This window comes from Enterobacter sp. 01-M-02-SI-ECC (assembly GCF_047530595.1).
Lineage (GTDB): Bacteria > Pseudomonadota > Gammaproteobacteria > Enterobacterales > Enterobacteriaceae > Enterobacter > Enterobacter cloacae_M.
This window is the reverse complement of sequence record NZ_JBLKCZ010000022.1, coordinates 1-11,614: the sequence shown is the minus strand read 5'-3', so window position 1 is coordinate 11,614 and position 11,614 is coordinate 1. Positions and strand designations below refer to the sequence as shown.

The following is an 11,614-nucleotide window of genomic DNA, read 5'->3' as shown; positions in this document are numbered from 1 at the left end:
AGGGGTGGGCTTTTATATGAGCGACAAGTACGTAATGGAATCCCTCCTTCGCCCGGCGGTTGAACTGTATTCCGCTGCGGCGGCGGGTAGCGCAACCTTTATTTGCCTTACGGCCCCCTGGGCTGTCGCGCTCGCACCATCGGTCAGTTGGGTGACCGCCGCGGGGTTTGGTGTACTGGCGCTGAAGCGTACATCTGAGGGGATGAAAATACTCCGTTACCGCCAAAACATTCGCCGTTTGCCCCGATATGTACTGACCAGCGAGCAGATCCCCGTCAGCCAGCGGCACTTGTTCCTTGGCAAGGGCTTCCAGTGGTCTCCCCGCCATACGCAGCGTCTTCTGGAAGCGAGGCGTCCGGAGTGTGAGGTCTACGTACAACCTTCTGTTATTTATCGCCTGGCACGCGATCTGGAAAAAAAGATGGAGTACAGCTTGCCGTGGTTGTGCAGGCTGACACGAACTGATTCGGCGCTCAACCCGTTTCGCCCGTTGCCCCCTGTAGGAGGAAGCCCCATTTACCATGGTGTGGAACTGGATGAAACTACGGTCACCTATGATCTCGGAGAACGTGTAGGGCATACACTGGTTATCGGCACCACACGAGTCGGTAAAACCCGGCTTGCTGAGTTACTTATCACACAGGATATTCGCCGTAAAAACGCTGCAGGCGAGCATGAAGTTGTCATCGTGTTTGACCCGAAAGGAGATGCCGATCTGTTGAGGCGAATGTATGCCGAGGCACACCGTGCTGGTCGTCAGGATAACTTCTGGGTGTTCCACCTCGGATGGCCAGATATAAGCGCTCGCTACAATGCAGTTGGACGGTTCAGTCGTATCTCGGAAGTAGCATCACGTGTGGCAGGACAGCTCTCCGGAGAGGGCAATTCTGCTGCATTTCGGGAATTTGCCTGGCGATTTGTCAATATTATTACCCGCGCGCTGGTCGCACTTGGCCAGCGTCCTGATTACGGTCTCATACTGCGTTACGTGACAAACATAGGTGAACTGTACGAAACCTATGTTGAGGATATGCTGAGTGAAAAGGCACCACAGTTGCGGAGTACAGTCGAAGCGCTGTTAGGTAGCGGTATAAGCGAGAAGGATCTGCCGCGTCACATGCAGGGCAGGCCTAATGGCATGAATATCTGGGCTATTGAACAGGTACTGGCCAGCGAAGAAGGAAAAAAACTGTGGGACCCGGTGCTGGATGGGCTACGTAGCGCTGTGCAATATGATCGAACGTATTTCGACAAAATTGTTGCGTCACTGCTGCCGCTGCTTGAAAAGCTTACAACTGGTAAAACGGCCGCATTGCTGGCACCTGATTATACGGACCTGAACGATCCGAGACCGATCCTGGACTGGCATAACATTATCAAATCGCGCGGCGTGGTTTATATCGGCCTCGATGCACTATCCGACCCTGTTGTCGCAGCAGCTGTCGGCAACAGCATGTTCGCTGATCTCGTTTCCGAAGGTGGACACATCTATAAATTTGGTCTCGGTGATGAGGATGGCAGAAAAAGTTCGAAAGTGGCGATAAATCTTCACTGTGACGAGTTTAACGAGTTAATGGGTGATGAGTTTATTCCTCTCATCAACAAAGGGGGTGGTGCGGGCTTCCAGGTGACTGCCTACACGCAGACTCTTTCGGACATCGAGGCCCGTATAGGCAGCAGTGCTAAAGCGAATCAGGTAGTGGGGAACTTCAACTCATTGATAATGCTCCGTGTGCGTGAAAAAAACACTGCCATGCTCCTGACCGACCAATTACCGGAAGTTGACGTCTACCAGAAAACCCTTACGTCTGGTGTCACTGACGTATCCCGGCCGGGAGAGGGTACTGATTTTAACAGTAACGTTCAGGACCAGGTCAGTCTGGTTAAAGTCCCGATGCTCAACCCTTCCGACGTTATCAACCTGCCGAAAGGGCAGGCATTTGCCCTGCTTGAAGGAGGGCGCCTGTGGAAAATCAGGATGCCGTTGCCGGCTGATAACGACGATCCTTACATGCCAGCGAGCCTGAAGCAGCTGGCTGACAATATGGAGCAGAACTACCGAACTGGAGAAACCTGGTGGACAGGCGGTGATACGGCATATCCGGGGGGGCAAAATGTCTCAGCATGACAGAGATACTGCCAATCGCAGTTCGCCATCCCGACAGAAACAATCCGGACCATTCGGCATGTTGCTCTGGGATTTGCCTGTCAGTTTAATTGGCATTCTGCTGGGGTCGCTTCTGGTTAGCCTGCTGATCGAATATGCCTGCATTGCCTTACTCTGGCCTGACGAAGGTGCTTCACACAGCTACCTGGTGATGGTTGCCGAAAGCCACTGGTTGTCGGAAGGGTACACGCGGAGTTTACTGATGGCAGCGCCGGTTGAGACGATTTCGCGGTGGGTACATACCGCCTGGAACTGGTTGTTTGTCGATAGCGGATTCAGCCATTGGCTTCAATCATTCAGGGAAACTGGTCAGAAGGGGACTGGAGTTATCCCAACGATAAACCGGTTCGGTGACTCACTAATCGGCTGGCTTGGGGAGTACCTGCAAGCTACGCTCTGGGTAACTCTGATTTTCTTCATCAGGGTGATGATCCTTTTCCTGAGTCTGCCGCTGTTCGGCCTGGTGATTATCACCGGCATAGTTGAAGGGCTGGTCCGTCGAGATTTGCGTCGTTACGGAGCTGGATATGAATCGAGCTTTGTCTACCATCACGCCAAACGTTTTATTAAACCCGCACTTTACGGCCCCTGCATGTTGTATCTGGCCTGGCCGACTGCTGTCTGGCCAAATCTCCTGTTGCTGCCATCAGCATTATTACTTGGCGGTGTTCTGGCCATCGTCACGGCGTCCTTTAAAAAATACCTATAGCCCAGGAAGTAGCTGTTTCGGGAATTCCCCGGAGCCCGCTCGATGTCGCGGGCTTTTTTTTGAAGGTCCATCTGTATTAACCAGCTCACTTTGTGGCATTTAATTTTCTGACCTTCATAAATATTTTCCTGCTGCCAGCATGTCCTGTTTGCGTCAATCTCCCGACGACAAGTTATTAGGGAGAGTCGCAAATGCGTCACACCACAATCATCCTGGCAATGTTATTGCCCGTTCTGCCGGTGCTGACCTGCCAGGCGTCAGAAAAAGATGAGCTGGCACTCGTGATGCGCCAGCTGGATCAGGTTCAGGCTGGCCTTGATCGCGCCCGAGTTGTAGCCAATCAGAATCAGGACGCTCGCTTTTATTTCGACTATCAGCAGGCAACCCGTGACATCTCAACGATGAGGCAGGGCATATCCACTTATCTCGAGCCGTCGCGCGCGCAGCCAACAGCACCCTCAACTTTAGTCACCGGGCAGTACCGTGCTGAGGAGCCCTCATGGCGATGAATGGCTCTCAGCTAAATGGGTGGAGTGCAGGCACCGGAAGCAGCCTCACGCCCGGCCAACTTAATCTCTTGATCCTCAGTACGCTCGCCATCGCCGTTCTCCTTTTCAGCGCATGGGCACTGGTGCAGGCCTACCGTGGCCTGGTCAGTAAATCAGTAACGTTCAGGCAATTCAATGAGCTGCTAATTCGACTGATTGTGCTTTATCTGCTGACCCTGTTTCTGTTTTTCCACTGAAAGGATAACTCAATGAAATTCACTTTCTTCAGGCATTTTCATTCTGCCTATTCCCGCGCGGGATATTTGTTGCTTACCGGTCTCTTAACTGCAAGTCAGGCTATGGCAGACCTGCCAGCTGTTGAACAGCCAACATCTGGAGGCGGTGGTGGAACCTATAACACCGTTATGGGCTACATCAAAATGGGGGCACTTGCGTTAGGGCTTCTTGTTTGTGTTGGTGCTTTTTTTGCCGTCGCACATGCCGTGATTACCGCATTTCACGATATCCGTCGTGGTAAGGGGGAATGGACTCAGTTCCTGGTCTATCTGGTTGTCGGCATCATCCTCATCCTTTTGGTTATTTACCTCGCAACTAAAGCTTCAGACATCCTGTAAGGAGCCCTTATGGCCGTCATTGATTTCCTTCCTGACAGACTGAACAACCCCCCCGTGGTCTGGAAAGGGTTCACATCCGGGGAGTTTGTGCTGGCGGCCGTCATCGGTGTTATTGCCGGCATCCCGCTGGCAATACCGTTAGCTGTGGTTCCTTTTGTGGGATGGCTGGCTTTTCCGACGTGCATGCTGCTGATGCCGCTGTTGGTTATTTTTTTTGGCGGCAACTGGATTGCCAGCTACAAGCGCGGTAAGCCAGAAAATTATATCTGGCAACGTCTGGAGGAATTGCGCTGCCGTGCACGTATGTCCCGAACCATGATTCTGGATAGCAGGGCGTGGGAACTTAAACGAACGAAACCTGTTCCGTTGATGCGCGGAGGGAAAGTATGAGTCGTTTTCGTAACGGTATAACCGCCCGCGATAATCATATTATTTCGCTACGTATCGCTTGTGTTTTGCTGGCTCTGGGGCTGTTCGTCACCAGTCTGGGATGGATGCGAGCGCCCTCGGAACTGACAATTCACAACCCACCCGACCTGCGTTCCGGCAGCACTCGAAAATGGTGGGAGGTCCCGCCATCTACGGTTTACAGTTTTGCTTTTTACATTTTTCAGCAACTGAATTCCTGGCCGAAAAATGGGGAAGCTGACTACACAGCCAAAATTGCCCAAATGAGCCCGTATTTGACGCCGTCCTGTCAGGATTTTCTCAATAAGGACGCCGAGATGCGCAAAAATAATGACGAGCTGCGCGATCGTGTACGCGTGGTATACGAAATCCCCCGTCGTGGTTACAGCAACCGCAGCGTGACCATCATTGATGAAGATCATTGGGTGGTACGGCTGGACCTGGTAGCTGACGAATATTTCCATACCGAACCCGTTAAGCGTGCCCTGGCGCGTTATCCAATGAAAGTGGTTCGCTGGGAAGGCGACCCAGAGCGAAATCCGTTTGGACTGGCACTGGACTGCTATGACAGCGCGCCACAAAGACTTGAGGCGATCTCCTTGCCTGAGCCAGAACAAAAGTCGGGAGCATTCAATTGAAAAAATTCTCAGTGATCCTGCTGACCCTGGTACTGGTCTCAGCCGGAGCTCGTGCTGTTGAGCTTATGAAATGGGAACGGATACCTTTGCAGATTCCCCTGACTGTAGGGCAGGAGCGAATCGTTTTTGTAAACAAAAACGTGCGAGTGGGGTTTCCGCCCGCACTCAACGACAAGCTGCGTATTCAAAGCTCCGGAGGTGTAGTTTATCTCGATGCGAAAGAAGCCTTTCCGGTGACGAGACTGGAGCTTCAGAACAAGGAAAACGGGGAAATACTTCTACTTGATGTTTCTGCTGCCCCCGGTAAAACCACGCGGGAACCTGTCAAAATTGTCTACGACGGAGAAGTGGCTACCGCTTCGGCGACCGATAAACAGACGGTCAGCAGTGATGGGGACAGTGCCGGCCGTCAGTCGTCGGCAGAGGCAAATGCAGAAAGCCGGAGGCCCGCAAAACTCAATGCGCCGCTGCCCGTTGTCCTGACTCGTTATGCCGCACAGAACATGTATGGACCGTTGAGAACGGTAGAGCCCGTACCGGGAGTAAGTCCGGTTTCACTGAAGCTTCCTCCCCGGATCACCACACTTATGCCCTCTGAGTCCGTCAGCGTCACGCCGATGGCTGCCTGGAGTCTGCAGGGCAGCAGTGTAATTGCGCTGCAGGTGCGTAACCGAGCAGCAGTAAAGGTCATCCTCGATCCTCGTTCGCTGCAAGGTCAGTTTACTACTGCGACTTTCCAGCACCGTTGGCTGGGGCGTGCCGGTACACCGGAAGACACGACAGTTCTATATCTGGTTACTGCAGGACGCCCCGAAAGTGCCTTTATTGCTGAACAGCGTTTACCCGAATCTGAAGGAAAGGAGAGTAAGCGGAGTAACCGAGGAGCACATAAATGAAAAAGCCTGCTTCAAACCTGCTTGTGAAAATTGCTGTTCCCGTCGTAGTGGTGGGCGCCATCATGATTGGGGTTAAATCCTGTACAGATAAAAACGATAAAAATGAAGCAGGCCAGAAAACCTCTAATGTCGCCCTGAAGGACCTTACACCAGAAGATCTCAAAGCGCTGGGTGTGGAAGGTGACACCGCGCAGGATACTTTGCGTACCCTGGTTGGTAGTTACCGTAAGGTTCAGGGGCGGCTTGACAGCCTTGAAAGCGATAATAAAACGCTTGCTGATGAAAATAAGGAGCTGAAAAAAAATAGCACCAATGTTGATCAGCAAATCAGCCAGGCTGTGGGGCAAGTTCGTTCCGAAGAGGCTCAAAAACGTGCACAACTGAGTTCTCAGGTTACTGATCTGAGTTCGCAGGTGAACCAACTTCTTGACCAACTCAAAAATGGCTCCTCCGGCTTAACGGCAGAAAATAAAGGTAATGCTGCAGGCAGCGATATTCCAGTGGGACTGGGTTATGACAATGGACTAACCGGAGGCACGGGAAATATATCTCAAACAGATGGCAACGGGTTGCAATGGGTTGAGCCGAAAGATGGTATTGCCACGGATGCGAACGGTCGACCTGTCTCAGATAAAAACAGTAATAACGCGACTGGTTTTTCTTTTGCCACCTCTTTTGGCGCTGCAGGTGATGCAGCCAGGCAGGCAACGTCAGCAGTAAGTACAACGGTCCAGAACAACATTCCCGGATCTGAAAAAAATGCCGCCCCTGTTTATACCCTTCCGGAAAACTCCACACTTGTGGGCAGTCGGGCCATGACCGCTCTGTTGGGACGTATTCCCATTGATGGCAAGGTGACTGACCCTTACCCGTTCAAAGTGATGATCGGAAAAGACAACCTGACGGCAAATGGCATTGAACTACCTGATGTACAGGGGGCGATCGTTTCAGGAACTGCAACGGGGGACTGGACGCTTTCCTGCGTGCGTGGCGCCATAACCAGCATCACTTTTGTTTTTACTGATGGCACTGTTCGTACGCTTCCTTCACCTGAGGGACAAGGCAGTAATGGTGGTAATCAGAACAGCCAGGGTGGGAATAACAGCAGTATTGGCTGGTTGTCAGATGACAACGGCATTCCATGCATTTCGGGTACCCGAAAATCAAACGCTTCTACTTATCTGCCAACCATTGCCGCACTTGCAGCTGCCAGCGCAGCTGGTGATGCCGTGGCCGAAAACCAGAATACCAGCCAGACCAATGGCTATGGTGGTGTGACGTCAACGCTGACGGGGGATGCCGGTCAGGCAGTGTTGGGTAAGGCGTTATCCGGCGGTATGCGTGAGACCGTTGACTGGGTTAAAGCGCGATATGGTCAGACGTTTGACGCGATCTATGTACCGCCTGGACAAAAAGTGGCTTTACATATCACTCGTCAGCTGGCGATTGATTATGAAGAAAAAGGCCGCAAGGTGAAATATGACGATTTCAGCCTCGCTGGTAGCAGCACGGGCATGGACTGATGGGGATAAAGATGCAGAACAATAAAAACCTCGAATATCGGGTGGACTATATACCACTGGGTGGCCGTCTCTTTGCCGGTTTTGTCAGGTGTGATAATGGCAAATGGGAAGGTAGCAGGCATGAAGTCACCGAACAGGCCCTGCTCGCTGTCGGAAAGAAGCTTCTGAGCGAGGGTAATGGAATGCAGATGCAACTGCCTGATGGGCGAGTGTTTCGTCTGTCAGCTGTCATCAGTGATTCGGATGAAGCGGAGGTGCATGTTGCTCAGTTTTAATCATCTGGCCACCATTATGTTGGTCGTTGTACCGCTTGCCCTCTCGGGTTGCAGTACGTCAAAAGAGGAAATGTTGCCGCCTGGCGACAGCACCATGCTTGAATTATGGAACGATGGTGCATCGGCAACTCATGCTACCAACGAGAGCAGAACAACACTTCGCCGGCCAGTTACAGACAGCGAACGTGAGATCAATCAGCAGGTCAGTAACAGCTACAGCCGCACCCAGGAAAATGAAATTCAGCAGACGTTTCCGCGTCTGCCAAATCCTGACATGGTCATGTATGTTTTCCCGCATCTGGCTGGCGGGAACACGCCGGTTCCAGGCTACAGCACCGTCTTTCCTTTCTACAGCCAGGTACAGTATGCGTTGCCTGGTGAGCGAACGGAGGATCTCTGATGGCTTTCCCTCTATTTAGCCGACGTCGAGCGTCTCAGGATGCTCATCAGTACGGTAACGGTCCGTTTTCCGTCAGTGGGTATGAACCGCTTACCCGGGAAGGGCAGCTGACTCATTCAGATGAAGCGCGTCTGTATTCCACGGCACCTTCCATTATCGATCATGTTCCCTGGGGCGAGTATTTGCCAGAGCATGAATGCATTCTGCTTGACGATGGTGTATCTGTCGGGGCCGTGTATGAGATTATTCCTGTGGGCACTGAAGGGCGCCCGGAAACACGTCTGGACGAGATCTGCAATATCGCTGAGAACGCCCTACAGGACAGTCTCCCTGAACTGGATGATCACCAATGGGTGGTACAGTTTTTCTGCCAGGATGACTCTGATCTCTCTACTTATATGGATACTATCAGAGGCTATGTCAGGCCAAGAGCTCAGGGAACTGCATTCACGAAAGCCTGGCTGGCTGAACAGGAGCGCCACCTAGAAAATGTGGCGGTGGAACAGGGGCTTTTTGTAGACGAGGCTGTCACAGGGGCCGCCTGGAGAGGGCAAATTCGCAGAACGCGCATGGTGGTTTACCGTTGGGTTGAGACGCCGTATCGTGACCCCATGCCACCGGAGGTGCTGCTGAAACAGGTCTGCGATCGCCTGACTGCAGCTCTGAGCGGTGCCGGTATCCGGTGCGAAAAGCAGAACGGCGAGCAAATCCATAGTTGGCTGTTGCGCTGGTTCAACCCGGCGCCGGCGTGGGTCGATAAGAAAACATTGTATCGTTGCGCAAAACACTCCGATCATGCACCGGGCGATCTGCCTCTTCTGAATGATTTCAGCGAAAGCCTCTGGTTTACCCGCCCGCGAAGTGATGCCGAAAGCGGTGTGTGGTGGTTTGATGATGTGGCACATAAAGCTGTTCCGGTTGCCCGCCTGCGTACTGCACCTTCCACCGGTCATCTGACGGGGGAGGTAAAACGTGGTGATAACGTGAATGCCATTATGGATCTGCTTCCGGAAGGGACAGTTCTGGCCATGACCCTGGTGGTTCAGCCTCAGGACAAACTTGAGGAAAGTTTTGCGAGCCTGAGCCGCAATTCAATGGGGGAGAATGTTGATTCCCTGCGTGCTCGTGAAGACGCTGCTACAGCGCGTAATTTCCTGGGAAACAAACACAAACTTTACCGTGCGGCTATCACACTGCTTATCAAGGCTCAGGATAAGGAAACACTCGATAAACGGTATCTTGATCTCAGCAGTAAATTACTGAACTGTGGGATGGAACCGATAAATCCAGAACACGATATTGGTCCTCTCAGCAGTTATATGCGTGCGTTACCCATGTGCTTTAACCCTCAAATGGATAAACACAACTGGTACACGCGCCTTATGTTTGTACAGCATTTTGCATGTCTCGCCCCTATTTATGGTCGTGACACCGGTACCGGTCACCCGGGGCTTACGTTCTGGAATCGTGGTGGTGGCCCCCTGTCCGTAGATCCACTTAATAAAAATGACCGTACCCAGAATGCACACCTGCTGCTGTTCGGGCCAACAGGTGCCGGTAAATCTGCCACTGCGCTCGATAAACTGGCTCAGATGGTGGCTATCTACCGCCCCCGTATATTTTTGCTGGAAGCGGGTAACAGCTTCGGTCTGTTTGGCGATTACTGTAATTCGCTGGGGCTCTCAGTGCACCGTGTCAGTATCAAGCCTGGTAAGGTTATTTCACTTGCTCCGTTTGGCGATTCACATCTGCTCATGCAGGCGAAACCTGAGACGCTAGTGACAAGCGAAGAGGCCCTCCCTGACATTGATGAAGATGATGAGGACAAGGACGAAGAACGTGACATTCTGGGTGAAATGGAGATTGCAGCGCGGTTGATGATCACCGGTGGTGAAGCAGCAGAAGAGGAGCGAATGACACGCGCCGACCGCGGTATGATTCGTGAGGCGATACTCATTGCGGCTCGTAAAGCGTTTGACGAAAACCGCCAGATGCTACCGGAAGATTTAATGTTCTCACTTGAGAACATTGCCCGCGATGTCAGCATGGGAGAAGACGGCCGCGAGAAACGCACGCCAGCGCGACGTGCGCGAGCTGAAGAGATGGCAGAAGCATTACGCATGTTTACCGAAGGTTTTGAAGGGGAGTTGTTTAACCGTCCGGGCGCGCAATGGCCAGAGGCAGACGTGACTATTGTTGATTTAGGTACGCTGGCGCGTGAAGGCTATGAAGCTCAGATGGCCGTTGCTGTCATCTCGCTGCTTAATACGATTAACAATATCGCAGAAAGGGAACAGTTCAGCGATCGGGATATCATTGTGCCAATCGACGAAGCGCATATTGTAACTGCTAACCCGCTGTTGGGCCCGTATGCAACCAAAATTGTCAAAATGTGGCGTAAGCTCGGATCATGGCTGTGGTTGTTCACACAGAACCTGGAGGATTTCCCTGACACTGCGAAAAAAATGCTCAATATGGCGGAGTGGTGGATCTGCCTCGTTATGCCACCTGATGAAGTTGAACAAATAGCGCGATTTAAGACGCTCACAGAAGAGCAGAAGGCTATGCTGTTGTCCGCGACAAAACTTCCGAGAAAATACACAGAGGGAGTTATTTTGTCCCGTAAGGTACAGGCGTTGTTTCGTGCGGTCCCCCCCAGTTTGTACCTGGCGCTGGGAATGACTGAAAAAGAGGAAAAAGCCGAAAGACGGGCCATTATGAATGAATTAAATTGCTCGGAGCTTGAGGCCGCATTTCACGTTGCGCGCCGCCTCGATGAGAAACGTGGCATTGGTACTATTCAGGGGACAATATGAAAAAACTGACTATGGCGACGCCGATCGTTGTACCGGACAAGGCTTTTATTGCCTCTGTTATTTTTACCGTTCCGCCACAGGGTTCTGCCTCAGTCGGTGTGGCTGACAGTGAGTCGATTAAGCATCTGCAAGGGGAGATCGTTAAGAGACTGGAGCAGCCTGTATTGCTGTCGGTCTATCCTCACCGGGTTGGCCGGCGCAGCTGCGTTGCAGTCCACCTCAGCGACGTGCATGAGAAAACCCTGGATATCCTGATAACTGTTACCGGCAATACACTCTGGCCAGCAGAACAGGAGTACCGGTCGGGTATCCGATGGAATATCTGTGTACCCGATGCAACCGATATGCTCTGGGTTCTTAAGGAAATCGACAGGGTGACCTGTGACACCGGATGTGACTTATAACCCTCCGACCTTGCCAGACAGCGGTGTGTTTTCCGCTGTCTGGTAAGGGGGGAGGCTGCGGGTGCGGGCGGCAAAGAGCCCGCGTGTATTAAAGTTCCTGCATTTAAAAAATGACATTTCCAGCGTTCTGAGATTTATGCTGACGTACAGATGATGGTAAGCGTGCAGTGAGAACCGTATTGACGAAGTGAAGCTGGTCAGGCAGGCAGAGTAACCCGCCACGGGAGCAGAGCACCCACCCGGTTCACAGGCCAG

The 11,614-nt window shown here is 52.3% G+C and carries 13 protein-coding genes; all 13 read left to right on the top strand.

From position 1 onward, the window contains the following. The first annotated feature begins 16 nt into the window (after positions 1-16). The 13 genes from traD to ACMWLG_RS20640 all read left to right on the top strand — a co-directional run bounded on the left by traD (position 17) and on the right by ACMWLG_RS20640 (position 11,359). Complete coding sequence (gene traD, locus ACMWLG_RS20700) at positions 17-2,128, top strand: type IV conjugative transfer system coupling protein TraD (protein WP_414763024.1); 2,112 nt, start codon at positions 17-19, stop codon at positions 2,126-2,128. Then, a complete protein-coding gene (locus tag ACMWLG_RS20695; RefSeq protein WP_231533114.1) occupies positions 2,115-2,876 on the top strand; it encodes a TIGR03747 family integrating conjugative element membrane protein in 762 nt (253 codons plus the stop codon). The genes traD and ACMWLG_RS20695 overlap by 14 nt, the downstream gene beginning before the upstream one ends. Before the next feature lie 191 nt (positions 2,877-3,067). Beyond that, positions 3,068-3,385, top strand: coding sequence for an RAQPRD family integrative conjugative element protein (locus ACMWLG_RS20690; protein ID WP_001216596.1), 318 nt, complete (start codon positions 3,068-3,070; stop codon positions 3,383-3,385). Then, positions 3,376-3,621 carry a TIGR03758 family integrating conjugative element protein gene (locus tag ACMWLG_RS20685; protein WP_200041440.1) on the top strand — a complete coding sequence of 82 codons (246 nt, stop codon included), beginning with the start codon at positions 3,376-3,378 and terminating at the stop codon, positions 3,619-3,621. The genes ACMWLG_RS20690 and ACMWLG_RS20685 overlap by 10 nt, the downstream gene beginning before the upstream one ends. 12 nt (positions 3,622-3,633) lie before the next feature. Beyond that, positions 3,634-3,999 (top strand): TIGR03745 family integrating conjugative element membrane protein, encoded by a 366-nt coding sequence (locus ACMWLG_RS20680; RefSeq protein ID WP_200041441.1) that lies wholly within the window; start codon positions 3,634-3,636, stop codon positions 3,997-3,999. A 9-nt stretch (positions 4,000-4,008) separates the two neighbouring features. Beyond that, positions 4,009-4,389: a TIGR03750 family conjugal transfer protein gene (locus ACMWLG_RS20675; RefSeq protein WP_200041442.1), complete on the top strand. Its 381-nt coding sequence runs from the start codon at positions 4,009-4,011 to the stop codon at positions 4,387-4,389. Continuing rightward, the gene (locus ACMWLG_RS20670) at positions 4,386-5,045 is read left to right on the top strand and encodes a PFL_4703 family integrating conjugative element protein (RefSeq protein WP_000086096.1); all 660 of its coding nucleotides are present in this window, start codon (positions 4,386-4,388) and stop codon (positions 5,043-5,045) included. The genes ACMWLG_RS20675 and ACMWLG_RS20670 overlap by 4 nt, the downstream gene beginning before the upstream one ends. Then, positions 5,042-5,941: a TIGR03749 family integrating conjugative element protein gene (locus ACMWLG_RS20665; protein WP_200041443.1), complete on the top strand. Its 900-nt coding sequence runs from the start codon at positions 5,042-5,044 to the stop codon at positions 5,939-5,941. Before ACMWLG_RS20670 ends, ACMWLG_RS20665 begins: the two co-directional genes overlap by 4 nt. Further along, positions 5,938-7,464, top strand: a complete 1,527-nt coding sequence (locus ACMWLG_RS20660; RefSeq protein ID WP_231533115.1) for a TIGR03752 family integrating conjugative element protein — start codon at positions 5,938-5,940, stop codon at positions 7,462-7,464. The genes ACMWLG_RS20665 and ACMWLG_RS20660 overlap by 4 nt, the downstream gene beginning before the upstream one ends. 11 nt (positions 7,465-7,475) lie before the next feature. Next, the gene (locus tag ACMWLG_RS20655) at positions 7,476-7,739 is read left to right on the top strand and encodes a hypothetical protein (RefSeq protein WP_305955352.1); all 264 of its coding nucleotides are present in this window, start codon (positions 7,476-7,478) and stop codon (positions 7,737-7,739) included. Further along, entirely contained in the window at positions 7,723-8,139 is a 417-nt protein-coding gene (locus ACMWLG_RS20650; RefSeq protein ID WP_000926982.1) for a TIGR03751 family conjugal transfer lipoprotein, read from the top strand. Before ACMWLG_RS20655 ends, ACMWLG_RS20650 begins: the two co-directional genes overlap by 17 nt. Then, positions 8,139-10,955: a conjugative transfer ATPase gene (locus tag ACMWLG_RS20645; RefSeq protein WP_058799412.1), complete on the top strand. Its 2,817-nt coding sequence runs from the start codon at positions 8,139-8,141 to the stop codon at positions 10,953-10,955. Before ACMWLG_RS20650 ends, ACMWLG_RS20645 begins: the two co-directional genes overlap by 1 nt. Then, positions 10,952-11,359 (top strand): hypothetical protein, encoded by a 408-nt coding sequence (locus ACMWLG_RS20640; protein ID WP_000737122.1) that lies wholly within the window; start codon positions 10,952-10,954, stop codon positions 11,357-11,359. Before ACMWLG_RS20645 ends, ACMWLG_RS20640 begins: the two co-directional genes overlap by 4 nt. Positions 11,360-11,614: the final 255 nt, after the last annotated feature.